The sequence below is a fragment of the Pedobacter sp. ISL-64 genome (assembly GCF_018613605.1).
Lineage (GTDB): Bacteria > Bacteroidota > Bacteroidia > Sphingobacteriales > Sphingobacteriaceae > Pedobacter.
This window is the reverse complement of sequence record NZ_JAGGPU010000004.1, coordinates 72,496-94,557: the sequence shown is the minus strand read 5'-3', so window position 1 is coordinate 94,557 and position 22,062 is coordinate 72,496. Positions and strand designations below refer to the sequence as shown.

General features: G+C 40.3%; 14 protein-coding genes and 2 tRNA genes. 10 read left to right on the top strand and 6 right to left on the bottom strand.

Annotated elements, in window-relative coordinates; all coding sequences use genetic code 11:
• The first annotated feature begins 139 nt into the window (after positions 1-139).
• The 4 genes from J7E57_RS05135 (at position 140) to J7E57_RS05120 (ending at position 3,627) form a co-directional block, all read left to right on the top strand.
• Positions 140-1,648, top strand: coding sequence for a sodium:solute symporter (locus J7E57_RS05135; protein ID WP_215125880.1), 1,509 nt, complete (start codon positions 140-142; stop codon positions 1,646-1,648).
• 17 nt (positions 1,649-1,665) lie between these two features.
• Positions 1,666-2,373, top strand: coding sequence for a TIGR00730 family Rossman fold protein (locus tag J7E57_RS05130; protein WP_029278019.1), 708 nt, complete (start codon positions 1,666-1,668; stop codon positions 2,371-2,373).
• 233 nt (positions 2,374-2,606) lie between these two features.
• Entirely contained in the window at positions 2,607-3,107 is a 501-nt protein-coding gene (locus J7E57_RS05125) for a hypothetical protein (RefSeq protein WP_215125879.1), read from the top strand.
• A 25-nt stretch (positions 3,108-3,132) separates the two neighbouring features.
• Positions 3,133-3,627 carry a hypothetical protein gene (locus J7E57_RS05120; RefSeq protein ID WP_215125878.1) on the top strand — a complete coding sequence of 165 codons (495 nt, stop codon included), beginning with the start codon at positions 3,133-3,135 and terminating at the stop codon, positions 3,625-3,627.
• Positions 3,628-4,189: 562 nt separating this feature from the next.
• Here the strand turns inward: J7E57_RS05120 and arsC are convergent.
• The 3 genes from arsC to J7E57_RS05105 form a co-directional block, all read right to left on the bottom strand.
• Positions 4,190-4,534 carry an arsenate reductase (glutaredoxin) gene (arsC, locus tag J7E57_RS05115; RefSeq protein ID WP_215125877.1) on the bottom strand — a complete coding sequence of 115 codons (345 nt, stop codon included), beginning with the start codon at positions 4,532-4,534 and terminating at the stop codon, positions 4,190-4,192.
• 10 nt (positions 4,535-4,544) lie between these two features.
• On the bottom strand, positions 4,545-5,135 hold the full coding sequence (locus J7E57_RS05110) for a DUF502 domain-containing protein (RefSeq protein WP_057935154.1): 591 nt from the start codon (positions 5,133-5,135) through the stop codon (positions 4,545-4,547).
• A gap of 431 nt (positions 5,136-5,566) precedes the next feature.
• A complete protein-coding gene (locus J7E57_RS05105; RefSeq protein ID WP_215125876.1) occupies positions 5,567-8,026 on the bottom strand; it encodes a bifunctional UDP-N-acetylmuramoyl-tripeptide:D-alanyl-D-alanine ligase/alanine racemase in 2,460 nt (819 codons plus the stop codon).
• Positions 8,027-8,087: 61 nt separating this feature from the next.
• Here J7E57_RS05105 and J7E57_RS05100 point away from each other — a divergent pair, with 61 nt between their 5' ends.
• From J7E57_RS05100 to J7E57_RS05080, 5 genes are all read left to right on the top strand, one after another.
• Complete coding sequence (locus tag J7E57_RS05100) at positions 8,088-8,576, top strand: regulatory protein RecX (RefSeq protein WP_215125875.1); 489 nt, start codon at positions 8,088-8,090, stop codon at positions 8,574-8,576.
• A 94-nt stretch (positions 8,577-8,670) separates the two neighbouring features.
• Positions 8,671-8,746: transfer RNA gene (locus tag J7E57_RS05095), tRNA-Gly, on the top strand.
• 69 nt (positions 8,747-8,815) lie between these two features.
• Positions 8,816-8,899: transfer RNA gene (locus J7E57_RS05090), tRNA-Leu, on the top strand.
• A gap of 339 nt (positions 8,900-9,238) precedes the next feature.
• On the top strand, positions 9,239-11,647 hold the full coding sequence (locus J7E57_RS05085; RefSeq protein WP_215125874.1) for a hypothetical protein: 2,409 nt from the start codon (positions 9,239-9,241) through the stop codon (positions 11,645-11,647).
• A 7-nt stretch (positions 11,648-11,654) separates the two neighbouring features.
• Entirely contained in the window at positions 11,655-12,629 is a 975-nt protein-coding gene (locus J7E57_RS05080; protein ID WP_215125873.1) for a hypothetical protein, read from the top strand.
• A gap of 228 nt (positions 12,630-12,857) precedes the next feature.
• Here J7E57_RS05080 and J7E57_RS05075 read toward each other — a convergent pair whose 3' ends face one another.
• From J7E57_RS05075 to J7E57_RS05065, 3 genes are all read right to left on the bottom strand, one after another.
• Positions 12,858-15,296, bottom strand: a complete 2,439-nt coding sequence (locus J7E57_RS05075; protein ID WP_215125872.1) for a sugar-binding domain-containing protein — start codon at positions 15,294-15,296, stop codon at positions 12,858-12,860.
• Between the two features lie 386 nt (positions 15,297-15,682).
• Positions 15,683-17,323 (bottom strand): RagB/SusD family nutrient uptake outer membrane protein, encoded by a 1,641-nt coding sequence (locus J7E57_RS05070; protein WP_251029808.1) that lies wholly within the window; start codon positions 17,321-17,323, stop codon positions 15,683-15,685.
• Positions 17,324-17,339: 16 nt separating this feature from the next.
• Complete coding sequence (locus J7E57_RS05065; protein ID WP_215125871.1) at positions 17,340-20,303, bottom strand: SusC/RagA family TonB-linked outer membrane protein; 2,964 nt, start codon at positions 20,301-20,303, stop codon at positions 17,340-17,342.
• Positions 20,304-20,843: 540 nt separating this feature from the next.
• Here J7E57_RS05065 and J7E57_RS05060 point away from each other — a divergent pair.
• Positions 20,844-21,968, top strand: coding sequence for a polysaccharide lyase family 1 protein (locus J7E57_RS05060; protein WP_215125870.1), 1,125 nt, complete (start codon positions 20,844-20,846; stop codon positions 21,966-21,968).
• The last annotated feature ends 94 nt before the right edge of the window (positions 21,969-22,062 follow it).

The following is a 22,062-nucleotide window of genomic DNA, read 5'->3' as shown; positions in this document are numbered from 1 at the left end:
CCCTACCCCCTTTAGAAGGGGGACTTGATTTCTCTCTGGACTTCGGACCCCGGACTTCGGACTCTCTACCCGACTTCAGACTCAACAATATTGCTTGATTTGATACTTTTCTTTACATTTATCAGCTTAACACAAAACTATGTCTCCAACCATTCTCTTATGTTTTCTGATCGGTTATTTTTTACTGCTGATTATTATTTCATTCGTAACCTCAAAAAAATCATCTGATAATTCTACTTTCTTTATCGCCAACCGGAATTCTAAATGGTACCTGGTTGCCTTTGGGATGATAGGCACCGCACTTTCGGGCGTTACTTTTATATCCGTGCCAGGAGAGGTTGGCGCACCAAGCGGAAACCAGTTTCAATATTTCCAGTTCGTTCTGGGCAATGCGGTTGGTTTTATCATTATCGCCACAGTTCTGCTTCCACTTTATTACCGGATGAATTTAACATCCATTTATAGCTACATCGAAAAGAGGTTAGGTCATTACAGTTACAAAACGGCAGCATCGATATTTTTATTGAGCCGCACTTTGGGGTCAGCAACAAGACTATACCTCGTAGTGATTGTTTTACAGCGTTTTATATTCGACAATTATGGCGTTCCGTTCTGGTTAACGGTTTTAATTTCGTTGGCACTGATCTGGTCGTACACCTTTAAAGGTGGCTTAAAAACCATTATCATTACCGATACACTGCAAACTTTTTTCCTGGTGCTTTCGGTTTTTCTGACTATTTATTTTATTTGCAACAGTCTTGATTTCAATATTCCACAGGCATTCGAGACCATAAAAACCAGCAGTTACTCGAAAATATTCTTCTTGGATGATTTCCTGACCAACAAATTCTACTTCAGCAAACAGTTTATCGGCGGTATTTTCGTTACCATCGCCATGACGGGCTTAGATCAGGATCTGATGCAGAAAAACCTGAGCATGGGCACCATCAAAGAGGCACAAAAAAACATGTTTACTTTTACAGGAGTATTCGTAATCCTGAATGTTTTCTTTTTGAGTGTAGGCGCCTTGTTATACATTTTTGCAGCGAAAAACGGCATCGATATTCCACTGGATCATATTACCGGGAAACCAAGAACAGATTTATTGTTCCCTGAAATTGCTTTAAACAACCTTGGCGCTGTACCCGCAATTATATTCATGCTGGGCCTAACCGCAGCAACTTTTGCCACTACCGACTCGGCACTTACAGCTTTAACCACATCCTTTTGTGTCGACTTTTTAGGCATGGCCAAGGCCGAAAATGTAAATGCCAAAGACGCCGTAAAAAAGCGCCATACTGTACACGTAGCATTTTCTATTCTGATGTTTTTGGTGATCATCGTTATCAATGCATTGAACAGCTCATCAGTAGTAAGCTTAATTTTTACCATTGCCTCTTATACCTACGGGCCGCTTTTAGGATTATATAGTTTTGGATTATTTGTAAAAAAACGTGGTCTTCACGATAAATTAGTGCCAATAGTTTGCTTATTATCACCTTTTTTATGTTACTTGCTTTCCACGTATTCTACCACTTTATTGGGCGGTTACGTTTTTAGTGTTGAACTGATTTTAATTAACGGTTTAATCACATTTATAGGCTTGTTGTTCATCAGTAAAAAGACTGATGCGCAAACTAGATTTTAATATTAGAATAACAGTATATGACGAGTGAAGAAAAAATTAGAAGCGCTTTTGAAAACAAAGACTGGCAAGAAATTAAAGTAACAGACTCTTGGCAAATTTTTAAAATCATGGCCGAATTTGTAGACGGTTTTGAAAAACTGGCTAAAATTGGCCCATGTGTTACCATTTATGGTTCGGCCCGTACAGCTCAAACACATAGATATTATCAATTGGCAGAGCAGTGCGGTAAATTATTAACCGATCGTGGTTATGGTGTAATCACTGGCGGTGGTCCTGGTATTATGGAGGCCGGTAATAAAGGCGCCCACACCAATGGGGGTAAATCGGTAGGTTTAAACATCGAGTTGCCTTTTGAGCAGTTCCACAATAAATATATCGATCATAATAAATTGCTGGAGTTTGATTATTTCTTTGTGCGCAAAGTAATGTTCATGAAATATAGTCAGGGTTTTGTGGTTTTACCAGGTGGTTTTGGTACCATGGATGAACTTTTTGAAGCTTTAACCTTAATCCAGACCGGAAAAATTGCACGTTTCCCAATCGTATTGGTGGGTGTTGATTATTGGGGTGGATTAATTGATTGGATTAAAGGAACGATGTTGCAGAAGGAACACAATATCCACGAGGAAGATTTAAACCTTTTCAGGTTGGTAGATACCGCAGAAGAAGCTGCAGAGCATATTTTCCGTTTCTACGATAAATATGTACTCAAACCGAATTTTTAGGCTGGTTCAATGGTTCATTTGCCATTGGTCCATTAGTCAGTTCAAGATGGTTAACTGGTTAATTGTTTAAATCGGTTAATTGAAAACTGAAAATTGTAAACTAGCTAATCGGTTAACTGAAAATTGCAAACTGGAAACTGAAAAAGTGCTTACAAACAATAAGCACTTTTTTTATGTCTTCATTTATTGTAACAACTGGAGAAAACTGCTATCTAAAATAAAACGTAATTGAAATGGCGAAATTTATCAATTGGAGAAGTAATTGGTTGAGCGGGGACTTTCAACTCTTTGTAGATGGTATTCAGAAGGGAATGATCTCTTTTGGAAGCTGGAGAAGTGATGCAGAGGGCGTATTTGATGACAAAAATTATTTCTTCTCCAATGTGGGGTTTTGGCAATCGAGAACTAATGTAATCGACCGAAAAACAAATGACCTGGTTGCGGTGATTACTTACGACAGCTGGAAATCAAAAGCCGTAATCAGCTTAAAATCCGGCGAACGGTACGAATGGACATCAACCGGAATATGGAAATCGCAGTTCACAGTAAGCAATTATAACAACGAGCACATCACGTATAACGCAAGCAGCTATAGCGGTGCAATATCGTCGGATACAGACAATGAATTATTGATTGTAGCAGGTTTGTTTATTAAGCATATTTACAACAAACGGGTAGTTACACTTATTGCCTGCTTCATGCCAATCATAGTGATATCAACAATGCGCCATTAGTAGTGAAATTAAATCCTTTTGTGAGATGGAACAGGTATTAAATTGGAGAAAAGGTTTATTTGATAGCAATTATCAGGTATTTAACAACGGACTATTAAAATTTTCGCTGAATTTTAGTTCGTGGAAAAATTCGGCAATAGCCACTACCCAGGCAGGTATTTACCTGTTAAAAAGTGAAGGATTTTCTAAACCTGAAACTAAATTACTGAACAATCAGAATGAGGTTTTAGCCATAATTACTTATGACTGGCTTCGTTTTAAAGCAAAAATTTTATTTGCCTCTGGCGATACTTTTGACTGGAGCTTTCAAAACAGCTGGTTAAGCCGGTGGTCGTTAAACGACCATCAGGATAAACAGATTTTATTCAATGCTTCAAGCGGAAATGGCATGTTACATAGCAATGTAAACGACGATAAACTGATTTTATGCGGGCTTTTTATCAGGGAATACTATTCGAGGCTTCTTGTTGGCTTTATCATTGTAGTATTCTTTCTGTTTAGTTTCAAGAATATTTTTTAGGCTAATTCCGCCATTTTCAAACTTTTCATAGCAAAGCATTCTTTTGAAGCGCTAACACCCGTAATCAATGGGAAGGTTCCGGTCCTGCTGTACATTCCAATCCTTTTGGGAATTATTCCATATAAACAACTGCCAACACCCAAAAGGGATTTCCATTTCCATCAGGGCTATTGTGTGCAGGCAGTCATCAGATATAACCACAAAACGAACAATCTGGTCTTAGCGTCTCGCTAAGACATAGAAAATTAACTTAGCATTACAGAACTATTTTATGTCGTAGCGAGACGCTACGACTAGAGTTAGCATCTATTCTTCAAATAAGACCCTGAAATAAATTCAGGGTGACGTACCAAATAAGAAAGAAGTATTTTATGCCGTAGCGGGACACTACGCCTAGATTTAGCATTTTTTAATTATATAAAAGATCCGTCATCTCGACTGAAGCGCAGTCCCGAACTTTCGGGAGAGAGATCTACATCCCAGGTACTCTCGAGATAGATTTAGCTTCGCTGAGCCTTCGGGTTCTCGACTGCGTTACACTCCGCTCGAAATGACGATTGGATTATCCCAAAATCTCTTTTATTTTTTCGGTTGGCCTGGCAATTACAGCTTTATCTCCTGAGATGATAATCGGTCTTTCAATTAAAATTGGATGTGCAACCATGGCATCAATCCATTCTTCATCAGTCAAGATTTTTCCTTTATAATTTTCAGTAAAAACCTTTTCACCTTTACGGATCAATCCCAATGGTTTAATACCCAGTTTTTGAATAATAGATTGTAGTTCGGATTTGTTTGGTGGAGTTTCCAGATAATAAACCACCTCGAAATCTTTTCCGCTTTTTTCGAGTTCATCTAAAGCACAACGGCTTTTAGTACATCTGTTATTGTGATAAATCGTAATCATTTAGAAATGTTTAAAGTCCGCTTACACCACCGCTAACCACCAGTTTCATGGCATCAGCTGCTGTCATATGCAAATCAGTCACCTTATCTCTTCTTACAATGCAAAGCTGACCTGCAAAAGAATAAGAAAGTGGAAAATATACGGCTACTTCTTCGGGCAGATTGAGTTTATGCAGATCGTTCTGCGTTAAAAATCCGATCTTTTTTAGGCCTCCCTCCACTTCTACCAGCACCGGGTGGTTAAATTTCTTCTCATCACCTACAAAAGCTTCTGTTAAATCTTTTATAGAAGAATAGATAAAATTAAGTAGGGGTAACCGCTGCATAATCCGCTGAAACCAATTGTACATGGGCTCGGTTACCAAATTGGTTACAAAGATACCGGCTAGTAAAATGAGGGCTAAAACCGTCAGCAAACCTAAACCAGGGATATTCCGGCTTTCGCCTGTACTTGGATTTACGCCTAAAATATTGTTTACATTTAACCAACTATCTACAGTTGTAACTGCCCAAACCACAATAAAAATACTTACGGCAATGGGCACAACAATTAATAAACCTTTAATCAAATAGTTTAAAATAGCTTTCCCGACTTTATTCATGGTGCAAAAATAACATTTTTTTAGGTCATTCGTGTGGCACGTTCAATAGTTCATTTGTGCGGCACGTTCAATGGTTCATTAGCCATTGGTTCATTTGTGCAGGGCGCATATTCTAGCAATCGGTTATATTAGATTGGTTAAATAGTTTATCTATCATTGGTTCACTTGTTCAGGCTGTCTATAATAGACAATCCGTTATATAATGATGAATGAGCTACTAAACTAACACAGTTGCCACACTAATGACCAATGAACAACCGAATAAATGAACTTCTAGGCAGTTTGCTACACTAATGACAAATGAACCACTGAACGAATGAACTTATAGGCAATATGCTATACTAATAACCAATGAACAGCTGAACCAATGAACTTATAAGGCAATATGCTACACTAATGACTAATGAACAACTGAACCAATGAACTAAAAACTATTCATAAAAATAAACACGTTTAACCCTTTGCGAGATATTGGTCAGAATTTCATAAGGAATGGTGCCGATATCTTTGGCCAGCTGCATAATGGTGTGCTCCTTATTAAAAACAATAGCTTCATCACCAGGCTTCACATCAATGCCTGTAATATCCAACATGGTCATGTCCATACAAATTGAACCAATTGTTGGTACCAAGTGGCCATTTATAAGCATTTTACCCACTCCATTGCCAAAATACCTGGTATAGCCGTCAGCATAGCCTATTTTTACTGTCGCTATTTTTCCACCATTTGGCATTACTCCCCTCCTGCTATAGCCTACAGTTTCACCCGGAGCTAATGTCTTCACTTGGGTAACCGTAGTTTTAAGCACCATTACGGTTTGCAAACCCCGGTTATTCGGCAATGCAGCGTCGAAACCATACAGGCCTATGCCTAAACGGACCATGTCCATTTGCCCTTCTGGCCAACGCGAAATGCCCGAAGTATTGGATATATGAAGCAATGGCTTGTAACCTAAAATTTCGACCAACTGGTTGGCGATAATTTTAAACCGTGCGATCTGTTGTTGCGTAAATCCATCATGCTCTGCAGCATCGCTTGCCACCAGGTGAGAAAAAATACTTTGAACCTTTACCCTCGCCGAGTCTTTAAGCAGATTGGACAATGGATCGATTTCTGACTGATCAAAGCCCAAACGATGCATGCCACTATCTATTTTAATATGGATCGGATAATCAAAATCATAATCAGACAATACATTTAAAAAACTATTCAGGATTTCTACACTATAAATTTCGGGCTCGAGTTTGTGTTTAATGATGGCTTCGAAAGCCGATTCTTCAGGACTCATCACCATAATCGGCAGAGTGATTCCCGCTTTCCGCAAAGCGATACCTTCATCGGTATAAGCTACCGCCAGATAATCTACCTTATGGAACTGCAATAAATTGGCAATTTCAAAACTTCCGCTTCCGTACGAAAAGGCCTTAACCATAGCCATAATTTTAACACCTGGTTTGATTTTAGATCGATAAAATTGCAGGTTACCAACCATGGCATTCAAGTCGATTTCTAAAACTGTATCGTGTATTTTCTGGGTAAGGAGTTTACTGATCCGACCAAATTCGAACCGTCTGGCCCCTTTTACCAATATCGTTTCGTGGTTAAACTGTAAACCAGGAAAAGCATCGATAAAGGCATTGGTATCGTCGAAAAACTGCGTCTCAAACTTAAAAAGATCAGCATATTTAGAAATATGAATCCCAATTCCAATCAGGCGGTTTACCTTCTTCTGTAAAAGCAATTCGGAAATCTCCGTATATAAATCCAAATCCGCTCTCCCCGTTTCAAATAATTCGGAAAGAATAACGGTTTTCTTTGCGTGCTGATTCTGTTGATTTAAAAAATCCAGGGCAATGGCCAACGAAGAAATATCGGCACTGTAAGAATCGTCGATAATGGAGCATTGGTTAATCCCATTTTTCAGTTCTAAACGCATGCTCACATGACTCAGTTTTTCCAAACGTAAATCGGCCTGCTCTGGCGTATAGCCTAAAGCCAGTAAGGTTGCCCAGCAGATCATTCCATTTTCTATCGAAGCTTTATCTTTAAAAGGCAAAATGCATTCAATTTCCCTATTTTGATAAATGGCCCTGAGGTAGCAGTTGCCTTCGATGGGTTCAACCGCAATAACCTGAAGATCTGCCGCTTGTTTGCTACTCCAGCTAAACTGTTTTTTACCAGGCAGCTCTTTTACGGTTATTTCACTTACATATTCGGGCGAATAAATAAACAGTTCTGATGCTGCAAAGAGTTTCAGTTTCTCTGTTAGTTTTTCCTTTTTAGAACCGAATCCTTCGGCATGTGCTTCGCCGATATTGGTTAAAATTCCGATTTCGGGACGGATAATTTCTGCCAAGTATTGCATCTCGTTAACTGCAGAAATACCAGCTTCAAAAATACCCAGTGTATGATCGGCCTCAATCTGCCATACTGAAAGCGGCACCCCGATCTGCGAATTATAACTTTTTGGGCTTTTAACGATATTAAAATCGGCAGCCAGGAGCTGATACAACCATTCTTTAACAATTGTTTTTCCATTACTCCCCGTAATACCGATGGTTTTTAGATCAAACTGATTCCGGTGTTCGATAGCAAGCTTTTGTAGCGACGCCAAAGCATCATCCACCAGTAAAAAATTGCAGTCGGGGTACTCGTTAATGTATTTCGCTTCGGTAATTACAAAATTCCTGATTTCCTTTGCATAAGCATCTTTAATAAATTCATGCCCATCGCGGTGTGAAGACAGGGCAAAAAACAAAGAATTTTCCGGAACCAAAACCGAACGGCTATCGATCACCAGATATTGAATAATTACCTGTTCATCAACTAATTTGGCATCGGCATTTAAAATTTCGGCTATTTTGGCAATGGTGTATATTGGATTTTGCATGCTATTATATTCAGAAAAATACGGTAATCGCTATTATTTTTACGAATTTCAGTAAATAATTATGAAAAGCGGTAAACAAGAAGCAGTATTATTAGATAAAAAACAAGCGCTGGTAAAAGCCAAGCATTTTTGTGCTTACCAGGAGCGCTCGCAAAAGGAAGTACGGTATAAACTGGTAGAATGGGGTATGCGCGGCGATGAACTGGAAGAAATTATAAGCGAGTTGATTTTAAATAATTTTTTAAATGAAGAAAGGTTTGCAAAAAGTTATGCATCGGGCAAATTCAACATTAAACATTGGGGCCGTGTTAAAATTAAACAGGGTTTAAAATTAAAGGGTGTGCCCGACAAAATTCTGCAAAAGGCAATTTACAGCATCGATGATGATAATTATTTACAAACAATAGAAAAATTGGTCATTAAAAAAGTGGAGAGTTTGAACGAAAATGATCCGTTTAAAAGAAAAAATAAGCTAATGAGTTACCTTCAGGCAAAAGGTTTTGAAACCGATTTAATTTTACTTGTACTGAAAGCCAGCAATTTAAATTAAATATTAAATTTTTAACAAGAAATCTCTTGACAGAAATATAAATCTGCCTATATTTGCATCACCAAAACGAAACAACAATATCAGTTTTGTTCATGCGAAAGTAGCTCAGTTGGTAGAGCACGACCTTGCCAAGGTCGGGGTCGCGAGTTCGAATCTCGTCTTTCGCTCCAAAATGCCTTCCTACCAGAAGGCATTTATTTTAAAGTTAACCAAGCCGATGGAGATCGGTAGCGGCTAATGCTCGGGTGGTGGAACTGGTAGACACGCAGGACTTAAAATCCTGTGCTTTCAAAGGCGTGCGGGTTCGATTCCCGCCCCGAGTACACAAAAAAAAATCGAACAAAAACCTTTCAGAAATGAAAGGTTTTTTAGTTTAACAAGTAAATCTTCCCTTCTATTTATTCGTTTTATTTTTTTTGAAAAAGGTGCATGATTACACCCTCAGAAGTGCGAGGAACCCATAACGTCCGAAATTCATGGCTTTTTTATCCCTTTCGATTGGAAAAGAATTCCTATATCGCCCTAACACGTCACACATGAAAATACCCATTACTAGGTATTCCTGGATAGAATAAATCTTTATAACTTGGTAAAGATCCAAAGACATATACAAACTGAATTTTAATCAGTTTTTTTTGGAGGTACAAACCAAACGCTCAACTATGTACAACAGACTAACGCTAAAAAAACTAGGGACAAAGTCCCTAAAAGCTCCCATTTTCCTTTTTTTTACCCTTTCATTTTTTCTACCCAAGCTTTCTAAAGGCCAGGGGATCGATAGTACAGGGAAATTTGTTCCCTCAAAATCAAACGACCTATACGATCCTAAAATCATGCTGTCTCCACCCACGCCCAAGCGTGATACAGTCGCAGAAAAAGAGACAAAAAAAATATTGCTTGAAAAAGTTGAAAAAACCATATTAAGGCTTGAAGACGACTCAACTTATCTGAAATTTAGTTACGTTAAAATATGGGGGAAGGATTTTTTTGAGACTTATCTCTTTAACCTAAGGCTTCTAAGAGAATATTTAAAGTTAGGTACCCATATCAAACAAGAAGAGTCACTGTTTCTTCCACATATTGATGAAATCAAGGATATCATAAAACCTCACAACTTTACCCTGAAGGAGGGAAAGAAACAAAATGGGACAAAGGAATTTTTACTTTTCAGAAAAGATCTGTTGGCAAAATATCTTTTAGATGAGTACACCAAAGATTATAAAGACGATGAATGGGTTAGAATACAGGAAATCAATGCAGAGTACCTGAGTAATTGGAGGAAGCTTGAAAGCTGGTTTACCTTGACAGGAAAGCTCCATAAAAAGCTTGAAACCATGGAGCAAAATATATTCGATTTTGACTTAACTGATATCTCCGCAATTTCAGAGCAGATCAAGAAAGTAGACCCTAATGGCCTACCACTTACCAAATGGATCAAAACATCTCCTATCGTACAGAACTGGCTTTGGTTCAATGAAGGCGATATCAGGATAAATCCGTTACCATCCACAGTTAAAGACAAAAGATATCCAAATGAGGAGCCGAACCTATTTTTTGGACCAGTTCAAAAAAAACTGCAGGATTCACTTGAAAAGCTTAAGGCTTTTGAAAACTTTGCCGTAACCACAAAGACTTTCAACAAAATTATCCTGCCAATCAAATCAGAGGATAGACCCGATACCCTGATGATCCAATACAATATGGTTGGAGACAGCCTCAAAAGAGTGACAGCAGATACAAACAAATTTAAGGACGGTTACATCAAGGACAAGTTACAGTTGGTTATTCCGGTTTATAATATCCCAGAGAATAAAAGGGTTTTAATGGACACAGACAAAAAAGACCTCATTTATGAGAGTAGGGCTATTACGGAAATTAACGTAATGGCTGAAAAGTTAGGCTTAGTCACGTCGCTTGGACTTTCCAATTCTGCTACTATAACCAAAATTTCAAACCTACTCAATATCCAACCTTTACCTCTTGGCAGAATTAATTTTGATGAGAATAATAATAAGATGAGCCTAAATGCCGATATCGAAACCGTTCTCAAAAAAACTGACAAAGGTTTAAACACGTCCATCTGGACAGGTGTTGGTGGACAGCCCGTTACTGCTGTGCAGATAGGATCTATCCTTGTCCGGCTTACAAACAAGGACCTGAAAGAAGATAAAAAAAGGATCTTGTGGACCAGTCAGTTTGGGAAAGACAATATCGACAGCTTAAAAGATATTTCGCCGCTGTTCGAAAAACTACTTCAAGCATTCGTTGAGGATGACCGATATTTCTTTTTGGACTATAGTTCTATGAATAACATTAAACTGGACATCAACAAAATGATAAACAGGTTCAATGCCTTTAAAAACAAGATCGTGATCAGGCTACAGGAAATCAGCAATCTAAAAACGCTGAATTCAGGTAACAACGAGCTCCTGGTTGCCTACCTGCGCATTAACCAGAGATCACTGCCTCCGGAAATCCTGAAAGAGAAAACCGACACAGCAGCGATGTATTATACAAAGATTTTTGTTCCGGAAATACCAAGCACACCAAAAACACTAACCTATACAATAAACGAGGGAACGGTAGGAACCGCAAAACTAAAGGAGGTTGACAAACTCGAATTTAAACGTGTAAAAACCCAGCTATTTGATCTGAGTGTCGGCATCGGATATACTTTTTCTGATTATAATATCACCTCAAATACTGGTAGTGATCTACCGACAACTGAACTTGGAGATAAGTTTCAGTTCCAGGCCGGACTCCATTGGTACTTCGTAAACAGGCTAAATAAACTTAACGACAGGATATTTAAAAACACAGATGAGCGCTTTTCCTTATATGTTGGCCTCAGTTTAAAAAAAGCACTTGAAAATTACTATACCGGAATTTCTTATGATATAGTGCCTGGCGTTAAACTGATCGTTGGCGCACATTTTTATAAAAACAACAGATTTAAGATCATCAACAATGCAGTAGCGGAAAAGGCATCGGGCATTTCTTATGCAGGACTTTTCACCTCATTAAACCTTGAACCAATTACCATAGGCAAAGCTATAGGACTCTTTAAATAAATCCAAAATGAAAAATCTGATTATTCTTATCGCGCTGCTTTTTTGCCTCTCAGCATGCAAAAAATACAACAAGCTTAAAGACGAAGATCTCTCAAAAGATCCATCATACTTATATGGGAGGCTTTTTCTCACCGACACCGTAAAACAATCGGTTAGATCGCAGGGGCTTGCCGGAAAAACGGTTACAATATCGTACGACGACTCAGCGGATAGGTTAAATTACCTGTTAAGTACTATAACGGATAAGGAAGGCTATTTTAAGTTCAGTCCACTTGCTCCAGGAAAAAAATATAGGATCAGCTATTCTGAAACTATTGATGGGACACTATATACAGCTGATTCTTCCGCTATCGAATTGCCCAATGACAAGCTGGCTCTAAATGCCGGTATCTCAATGACCGGACAGAACGGTATCATTTTTACTGTTTCAGACTCTTTAGGAAATAGGTTAAAGGGTGCGGATGTTTGTATATTCTCAAGTCCCATCCCTTACAACAATACAACATGTGATGGAAGCAGTTATTCTTTAAAATCTGATGTTAACGGACATGCCAGCCAATTAGGGATACAGAGCGGCGCTTATTACTTTCTTTCCAAAATCACAGTAAAAGGGGCCGAATACATCCAGAAAGGCAGTTTTCAGGTATCGAATAAAGTTGAAAAACAATCGTTAAAACTAAAACTGCCTGATACTTCTCCAAGTAATCTGCTTGAAATTATTTTTGTGGACCAATTTGGAAGTGCCGTTCCAAATGGCAAAGTCTGTCTGTTTACCAGTAAAGTACTTTTTGCCAGGGATACCTGCGAAAACAGTAATTATAGTGTATTGACCAATGTTTCTAGCAAGGTCTCTATCCCGAATATGATCCCAGGAAAGTATTATGTACTTGGTGATGTTTCTCTTAAGAATGTTAAATTATTGGCGAAAGACAGTATTACAGTCAGCAACAATAAATCAACGCTTACCCTACGCCTAAAATAAAACCGCAGGTGTTACAAAAAACGAAAGAATATTGCAGCATCCCCTGTCCAAACCGAACAGGGGAACGCTAATCCTGTTCCCAGGACAAATCCCATCTATTCGGTATTTAATCCCTTTATGAAAATAACCAGTTATTAGCGCTCATTCCTATATTTTGCGCCAGCTTTACGAAACATGTCACAGTAGTTTTTATACAAAATAATGATTTGACTACCATTTAAATCATAGCTAATAACGAAGTGTGTGCTGAATTGCTTCTGGAGATGAGCTAACTACAACCACAGCCTCGGCCAGGCCCGGAGCGCTTGCCTTTAACTTTATCGTTCCAGTGCTTTTGGTACTTTTGATGACCACCAGCGCCCGCCCTTTCCATGTCCTACGTGAGTTGGAAATATAGAGATCTTCATCTTTCAGGTTCGCATTGTCTACCCCAATAATCTTCCCTGGCCCCTCAATGTCAAAATTTACCCTGTTTTCAGAATTTGGCTGCAACACACCGTTTTTATCGGTCAGTTCAACAGTTACAAATACCAAGTCTTGTCCATTTGCGCTGATTTCACTGCGATCTGCCCTGAGCTTTATCCTGGCTGTATTTGCCGAGGTTCTGAGTATGGCTTTTTCCACTTCTTTACTATCCTGAACACCAACAGCAAGCAATTCTCCAGCAGCGTAGGGAACGGTAAAAACAGCCTTAAACTCCTGGGCTATGCTGGTTTCCTGCTCTCCTATCATTTTTTTATTAAGGTATAAACGAACCCTAGGATATTTGGAATAAACCTCAACCTGAAGCTGTTTACCCTCATATCCCGGCCATGTCCAGCTTTCCCAGGTTGGCCATACCGACCATAATGTTTCTTTGATTTCTAACGGGGCCGGGGCCGGTTCACGGACGGCCATATAGAGTTTTTCGTTATCGTTATACAACATGCTCCGGTAATGGGAAATGGGTTTCCGCCATCCGGTCAGGTCAATATCGCCGCAGTAAGCGCCATGCCATGGAAAAAAACTATTCTCCCAATGCTCACCGGGTACCTCACCCGAATAATAATAACGGCCTATGCCCGATTCGCCAAGGTAGTCGAGTGCGGTCCAAACAAAGTCTCCGATGATATAGCTATTGTTATTTACAAGTTTCCAATTGGCAAAGGCATCTCTGGGATAGGATTCTGTTTGAACAATGATCCTGGAAGGTACTCTTTGATGATCTGCTATAGCCCTGTGCAACTGATAATTATAGCCAGCAACATCATGCTGCACCATTAATGGATCAAATATTTCCCAATCCTTATCCCAGGTAGTCATTGCTGAAGTTACAGGACGGGTAGAATCAATTTCATGAACAGCGTCTACCAACATTTTTGCGGTATGTACCGCCTGTGGTTCCTTCCGTTCTATGATCTCATTCCCTATACTCCACATAATAATCGAGGGATGATTTCTATCCCTTAGTACCATTGCATTTATGTCTTTTTTCCACCAATCGTCAAAATACATGGCATAGTCATATTTATTCTTGGCGGTTTTCCAACCATCAAATGCTTCATCGATAACCAGCATCCCTAAGCGGTCGCATGCATCCAAAAAGGCTTCAGAAGGGGGATTATGAGCAGTTCTTATGGCATTAAACCCTCCTGCTTTCAACAGTTCGACCCGCCGTTGCTCGGCCCGGTCAAAGGCAGCGGCGCCTAAACAGCCGTTATCATGGTGCACACAGCCGCCATTGAGTTTTAGTGTCTGTCCATTCAGCTGAAAACCATTTTCTGTTGTAAATCTTAATGAACGGATTCCAAAATCTGTCCGGTTGCCATCAATCACCTTTTTATTGGAGATAATATTAATTTGAGCCCGGTATAGGCTAGGTTTTTTTGGCGACCATAAAAGTGGTTTTTCTACCTGTATATCCTGTATTACCTCCTTTTCACTATGCGCGTCTAACCTGACTTGAGTTTGTATTGTACCTGACTTTTTCAGCCCTGGGTCAAGGAGATTGGTCTGAACCGTAACTGTTTTGGGTAGTGCGGTTTCGTTCTTAACCCTTGTTTTAATCTTTACAGTGGCTTTTTTTTCAGCAACTTCAGGCGTAGAAATCCCTACCCCCCAATTGGGAATATGAACCTGCCCCGTTACCACCAGCCACACATGACGGTAGATGCCGGAGCCGCTATACCAACGGCTGTTTTTCTGTTTTGAATTATCTACCCTAACCGCAATTACATTTTGTTTCCCAAAATTAAGGTATCGACTAAGATCGTAGGTAAATGCAGAATACCCGTAAGGATAAGTGCCTAATGATTTTCCATTGATAAAAACTTCTGAATTCATGTAAACTCCCTCAAAGTTTATGGAAATAAGCCTACCCTTCCAATCAGAGGGCACCATAAATTTCTTTCTATACCAGCCTGTTCCCGATGGGAAAAAACCTCCGTCTCCACCAGTTGGATTTTTCGAACTAATCTTCCCTTCAATGCTCCAATCATGTGGCAGATCGAGAGTTCTCCAATTCTGATCATGAAATTCAAAACTGCTTCCGCCCTTAACATCTCCCAGGTTAAATTTCCAATCATGATCAAAGAGTTGTTTACGCTGTACTGCCCGTTGCGCAACTAAAGCCAAAGGCCCAACTGCTATGAATAATATTAAAAGGATCAAAGATTTGAAAAAAGACATGGCCTATATATTTGGTGTTATCAAATATAAAAAACAAACGTTAAAATAACGATTATTATTCAATCACAGTTCGGCTATATCAGTGATGTAGGAAAAGAGTAATATTTTTCTTGGCAAAGAAAAATTTGCAAACAGATGAATTTCTTCAACAACCTGTCTATTGCTAGATTACTCGGCACCCTTAAGCGATGTGCATTTTTTGATTTGTTCATCATTTAGAAAAAAGGAAGCAAATGAACTGGTTTGGCAAACAACACCCTTTCAATCTTTCCAATGAACGAACGATAAAGAAGAAAACAACAAAAAAATGCCGCTTGAGAGCGGCATTTTTTCAATATAGATCCAAACAGGTAAAAATTTCCCGAAGGTTTGTTCTGGGAAAAAACTTACTGATAACCTGGGTTCTGTTTAAATTCGTCCTTATTGGTTACCGCATCTACCTGTGTTCTTGGGATGGGGCGTACCAGGTGAAAATTCTGTATTCCCCCGGCGGCATTTGGATTGTCAGCCTTAACCCTATCAATGAGTTTACCTGTTCGTTTGAGGTCGAACCAGCGTAGCTGTTCACCGGCAAATTCTCTTGCCCTTTCATCAAGGATCAGGTCTAAGGTTATTTGGCTACCGGTAAGCTGCATTTCGGCAACTTTACCTGCCTTAGCTGCCCTGGTACGCACAACATTTAAATAGGTTGCAGCCTGATCGGGATTTCCCAGATTGAATTCTGCTTCGGCGGCAATAAGATAAAGCTCAGCAAAGCGGATTACATAACTGTCCCGTGCACTTTGTGCCTCATTTGCGCTCGTTCTGGTGGGATCATCAAACTTATTTAACGATACATAATGTAACTGATCTTTCACCGTTCCGTTTGCATTATACACCGCATTCCGGTCATATATCTTATAAAGTTTACCCGTTGGTGCATATACCTTTTTTGTGGCAAATATGGCAGTATCTCCTATAGCCATACCAGCAGGCCTCGAAGTACCGTTTGCAAACCATGTTGTTTTAAATGAACCTTCATATCGCGCATCGTTATCTGAATAAAGATCCAGCAGGAACCTTGTAGGCATATACCTGTTAAACGGCCGTCCGTTGGCAATATCCCTGATCATACCTGGCTGGTCGTCGTATTTCATGGCGAAAAGCATATGACCATTATTGCTCCCCCTACTGTGCCCAAGCGGATTTAATATCGGATCGGAAAGGTCGTTCAGGGAAAGATTTACCGCATAGTTTACCGCATATACCACTTCCTTGTTTTTAAGGTTCGACATTTTCCACAGATCGGCATAATTAGGCAGCAAGGTAAAACCATACCCACCATTAATTACAGCAAGTGCCATGGCCTTTGCTTCGGTGTATTTTTTCTGGGTGAGGTACATCCTTGCCAAAAATGCCTGGGCCGCAGGTTTTGTAACCCTTCCATAATCGGTGGTTGTAACCGGAAGCCGTTCGACAGCAAAAAGCAGGTCATCAATAATCTGTTTGTTAAACGTTTCAACAGGCGTCTTATTTGCTGTGGTAATTACGCCCTGGGTTTCTGCAAGCGAAAAATGTACTCCACCCCAGGTCTCCACAATATGCCAATAATAAAACGCCCTTAAAAACCTGAGTTCCGCCTCCCTTATTGGACGTGCAGTAGCGGACAGACCAGCGCCGGAAATTCTGTTTACCCCTGTATTACAAAGGTTCACAGCAGCATAAAGCTGTTGCCATTCTGTGGTAATAGCGCCGTTTGTTCCCTGAAGGTTAATGTACTGGGTAAGGTCGGTTGCCACATCACCGGCACCGCTCATCCAAAGATCTGTTCCCATTTCTGAGAGGCCAAACCCTTCTTCCTTTCCATACCACCAGCGCTGGTAGGAATAGGCCGCGTTTACCAATGTTTCGAATCCTTCCGGGGTGGTAAAAACGCTTTCGGCAGTAATTCCCGAAGGGTTATATTCTTTTAACGATTTCTGGCAGGATGCAGTAAATGTGAGTACACTTAACAACAGCAGTCCTTTAAATATATATTGTTTCATCATGTTTTCCTTTAATTTTCTAAAAAGTTGCATTCAGTCCGAAGGTATATAGTTTGGTCATCGGTGCATTTTCCGATCCTCCCCTTTCAGGGTCATACTCCTTTAAAAATGCCGAGCGGGTGTAGGTGAATGGGTTTCTTGCCGTAGCATATAAACGCAGGCTTTTAACAAAACTCTTCTGGATAACTTCTTTTGGAACGGTATAACCCAGGGTGATGTTGCGCAGCCTTACATAAGACCCATCTACATAACCAAGGGATGAGGAATAAAGCGTTGAGGCCAGGGAAATATTTTTATTGGGACGCGGGTAATCATTGCTCGGGTTTTCTGGGGTCCAGTAGTTGATAACAGTTGTACTATTGGCAACGCCCTGCGGATCATACCTTCTTAAAAAATCTGGATAAATGGTCTGTCCAATTCTGGCAAAAATATAAACATTAAGGTCCCATGATTTATAACTAAAGGTATTTTCAAGCCCTCCGCTCCATTTTGGCCTGTTGGTACCAATAATCTTTCTATCATTGGTTGCATCTATTTTCCCATCGTTATTGAGATCGGCCACGCGTATATCGCCCGGCTTCTGTCCATATTTTGCAGCTTCTGTTTCCTCTCCGGTTTGCCAGATCCCGATTTTCTGATAATCGTAAAAGGCCTGTACAGGTGAGCCTACAAACCAGGAGTTTAGCACATCCGATTGTGCCCCGCCGGCAAGCTCAGTTATCTTTTCTACATTTCTGCTAAAGGTGAGGTTGGTAAACCATTTGAAATCCCTGCCCTCCAGGTTTTTCGAAGAAATGAAAATCTCAATTCCCTTGTTCCTTGTTTTGGCGATATTCTGGGTTACTGTGGTTACACCATCGGTTGGAGGCAAACTTCTGTTAAGAAGCAAGTCGTAAGTTTTAGAATCATAATAGTCGAAAGTTGCCGTAATCCTGTTTTTGAACAATCCAATCTCCAGCCCGAAATCACTTGTTTTGGTCTTTTCCCAGGTTAGATCAACATTTCCGATCCTTGGAGAATAGGTATAGGATGGAACTGATGTTTCATCGTAACCGAAAGCTATCCTTGAAAGGCTGCTCTGGGTAGAATATGCGCCAATATTATCACTTCCTGCAATACCATAGCTGTATTTAACTTTCAGATCGCTGATTACCTTACTATCCTTCAGGAATTGCTCATCACTGATTCTCCACGCAACAGCAGCCGAAGGGAAGAATGCCCATTGATTGGCCTCTGCAAGTTTAGAAGAGCCATCAGTTCGTCCGGTGGCAGTTAATAGATATTTCCCTTTATAGGCATAATTAATCCTGCCGGCATAAGAAATCAGGTTGCTCATGTTATAGGCGGTAGTAACAGCCTGGTTCTGGGTATTGCCCAATGCATAAAAAAGCTGCGATTTGAGCAATTGATTCTCTCCCGATGCAGCGATATTGTCAGACCGGTTAAAAAGCATGCTATTGATCCCTGTAAGGGTAAACGAATGGTCTTTTATCTCTTTGTTATAGGTTACAAAATTTTCAATATTGATTAAATGGCTGTTCGAAGCCGAATATGTGGCCTTTGGAACCGAACCATTCCTGTCAATCGAATACCGGTCGGCAAACGTACCTGTTCTGTCGGTATTCAGGTTTGCGCCCACATTCGACCTGATTACAAGCCCTTTTATTGGTTTTAGTTCCATATAAGCAGATAAGAGCGTACGGTTGATGATCGATTTTCCGGAATATACATCTGGCTGCTCATCTGCAAGGGGATTCACAGAAGTTCCCGCAAGCGGATAGACAATAAAATTGCCCTGAGCGTCGAAAGCATCGCCCAAAGGCGATATTTTGTTGGCCTGGTTTAAGGGATCCCTTCGGTTATCTATCTCGTAATGGGTAAACTGTGCCTGCATTCCCGTTGTGAAATATTTTCCGATGTTCTGATCGAGGTTTAACCGCGCCGAGTAACGTGCCGATCTGTCGTTTTTGAGGATTCCTTTTTCATTTAAATAATCGAGCGAAAAGTAGGCTTTGGTTTTTTCGGTTCCGGCCCTAACACCGAGCTGATAATCCTGTTGGCTACCATCGTGGAGCAATAGATCCTGATAGTTGGTAAACTGGTTATTCTGAACGGCTGCATATTCGGCCGAATTAAAGATTTTGATATCATCGGCAGGGCTGGCCCAGTTTCCTGTGGTACGATAGGCCTGGCGGCGCTGCTCAACAAATTGCTGGCCATCCATTACACCCGGATACCGTGCAACCTGCGAGATCCCGTAATAGGAATTAAGTGATACAACGGCTTGTCCGGAAATCCCTTTTTTAGTGGTTACCAGGATTACACCATTGGCACCTCTCGATCCGTATATTGCAGTAGAGGAAGCATCCTTGAGTATTTCCATCGAAGCAATATCGTTCGCATTTAGATCCTGCAAACTTCCGTACTGCACACCGTCAACAATAATAAGCGGACCGTTTCCTGCTGAAATGGAACGGGTACCCCTGATATTAATATTAACGCCCGATGAGGCTGAGCCGCTGCTTCTGGTAATATCAACACCCGGTACTTTTCCCTGAATAGACTCAAGGGGATTTGCCGAAGGCACTTTAGCAATATCATCCCCCTTAACAGATACAACAGCGCCTGTAAGATCGCGTTTTTTTACTGTTCCATATCCAATAACAACAACATCGTTCAGGGTGGTTTCGTCTGGCGACATCTTGATGCTAATTTGACGCTGTGCGCCTACAGTTACTTCGCGGTTCGCATAACCCACGTAATTAAAAACGAGCACGGCAGCGTTGTCTGGTACACTTATGGTAAATTTCCCATTCCCGTCTGAACTTGTGCCCTGGGTAGTGCCCTTAAGAAGTATACTCACCCCAATAAGGGTTTCACCGGTTTTGGCATCTGATACCTGGCCGGTAACGGTACGGTTCTGCGCTGTAGCAGTAAAAAAAAGAAGACAGCACATAGCCAACGATAGATACAATTTGATCATAATATTTGGTTAGGTTTTCAATAGCACATCAAATCCTAAAATTCGATATACATGTTAATTATTAATTAGATGCAAACAGCACAAAGACCTGAAATCCAGCGCTAAACACCACACTCAACAATCTTACGGAGTTTTAACCAGAGCCTGCAGTAAATTGGGTTATTTATTTGTGCAATCGTTTGCGGAGCTTAATAAAGCTCAAATCAGAAAGGCATGTAGGTTGAAAACGGCACCTGATAAATTTTAAAACTGCAATAATATTATACAAGCTATGCTATATAAAAAATGGCCAAGAATATAATTTTTTATGCTGCCGTTCAATGGAAATCAATCTTTTTTTGATGTATTAATGCTAAAAATCAATAGATACGGCATTACGCAATCGATAACGGGAACGATTGCATAAATATTTATACACAAAAACACTACTTAAACAGATACATCATGTAACTTAACTAATACAACAACCGAATATTAACCAAATGTGCTTAAAAAAAATTCTGTCCTGTTGTAAAAAATTCTAACCAAAAAAAACCAAAAATGAGAAACAAAAATTTATGCCATTATTTAATGGCTATTAGCATCCCTATGCTAATGTTCAGCTGCGAAAAGTCGGCTCAACTGACTGACGAAACTAATAACACATCACTTTCAACCGACCAAACCATTCCGAACCCTGCAACAACCGAAGCTATATGTTATGCCAAAGCCTGGGCATCGCAAAACGGCGGCACTACCGGCGGCGGAGAAGTCAGCGCCACGGTGGTTACAAATTATGTATCGTTAAAGTCGGCAATAGAAAATACAGCAATCAAGGTAATCCAGGTCAACGGCACAATAACAGTACCTTCTGGCGGAAGGATTTCCTTTCAGGACCAGACGGGAAAAACGCTCTTTGGGTCTACTGGTGCAAAGATCGTTTCAGCTGATCAGACCAAGGCCGGCTCCGGGATAATGTATGTAAAAAGATGCAAAAACATCATTATCCGGAACCTGATTTTTGAAGGTCCTGGCGCTTACGATGTTGACGGCTGGGATAATGTTACCTTAGATGCCTCTACCAATGTTTGGGTAGACCACTGTGAATTCAGGGACGGCGTTGACGGAAACTTTGACATTAAGGCTGCTTCCGATTTCATTACAGTTTCCTACTGTAAATTCACCTATCTGAAAGCACCAAGAGCCGGTGGCCCAGGGGGATCAGATGATCATCGCTTTTCTAACCTGATTGGCTCAGGTGATGATGTTACCTCAGACAGGGGACATTTCCGTATTACCTTTGTACGCTGCTGGTGGGCCCAGGGCTGCGTTGCCAGAATGCCAAGGGTAAGGTTTGGCAAGGTGCATCTAGTGAACAACTACTTTAATAGCACGGCAAGTAAAAATTGCATACAGGCCGGTTTCGAATCAAATCTGTTGATCGAGTCAAATGTATTTGAAAATGTTAAGATCCCGATCGATCTGATGAACAACAGCGCAACAGCGGTTCAGGTGAAAAACAATATATTTACAGCTGTCACCGGAAATACTACAGGTAATGGTGTAACGGCTTTCACTCCGCCTTACAGCCTTACTGCGCTCAATGCTTCAACAGTAAAAGCAAATGTTACAGCTTCCAATGGCGCAGGGGCTACACTTTCGGACAATACCTGTACATCTCTATAGTCCATACATCATTTAAGTAAAAACAGGGACTTGACAGTAGCATATACAAACGGTTAATTTAAGTTGATTAATATCCTAAAACAAAACCAAGGAT

Bases quoted from the DNA above. Each gene is read 5' to 3' on its own strand.
- J7E57_RS05135 (WP_215125880.1), top strand. From the start codon at position 140: ATGTCTCCAACCATTCTCTTATGTTTTCTGATCGGTTATTTTTTACTG.
- J7E57_RS05085 (WP_215125874.1), top strand. From the start codon at position 9,239: ATGTACAACAGACTAACGCTAAAAAAACTAGGGACAAAGTCCCTAAAA.
- J7E57_RS05065 (WP_215125871.1), bottom strand. From the start codon at position 20,303: ATGATCAAATTGTATCTATCGTTGGCTATGTGCTGTCTTCTTTTTTTT.
- J7E57_RS05105 (WP_215125876.1), bottom strand. From the start codon at position 8,026: ATGCAAAATCCAATATACACCATTGCCAAAATAGCCGAAATTTTAAAT.
- J7E57_RS05060 (WP_215125870.1), top strand. From the start codon at position 20,844: ATGAGAAACAAAAATTTATGCCATTATTTAATGGCTATTAGCATCCCT.
- J7E57_RS05080 (WP_215125873.1), top strand. From the start codon at position 11,655: ATGAAAAATCTGATTATTCTTATCGCGCTGCTTTTTTGCCTCTCAGCA.
- J7E57_RS05075 (WP_215125872.1), bottom strand. From the start codon at position 15,296: ATGTCTTTTTTCAAATCTTTGATCCTTTTAATATTATTCATAGCAGTT.
- J7E57_RS05110 (WP_057935154.1), bottom strand. From the start codon at position 5,135: ATGAATAAAGTCGGGAAAGCTATTTTAAACTATTTGATTAAAGGTTTA.
- J7E57_RS05100 (WP_215125875.1), top strand. From the start codon at position 8,088: ATGAAAAGCGGTAAACAAGAAGCAGTATTATTAGATAAAAAACAAGCG.
- J7E57_RS05070 (WP_251029808.1), bottom strand. From the start codon at position 17,323: ATGATGAAACAATATATATTTAAAGGACTGCTGTTGTTAAGTGTACTC.
- J7E57_RS05120 (WP_215125878.1), top strand. From the start codon at position 3,133: ATGGAACAGGTATTAAATTGGAGAAAAGGTTTATTTGATAGCAATTAT.
- J7E57_RS05130 (WP_029278019.1), top strand. From the start codon at position 1,666: ATGACGAGTGAAGAAAAAATTAGAAGCGCTTTTGAAAACAAAGACTGG.
- arsC (WP_215125877.1), bottom strand. From the start codon at position 4,534: ATGATTACGATTTATCACAATAACAGATGTACTAAAAGCCGTTGTGCT.
- J7E57_RS05125 (WP_215125879.1), top strand. From the start codon at position 2,607: ATGGCGAAATTTATCAATTGGAGAAGTAATTGGTTGAGCGGGGACTTT.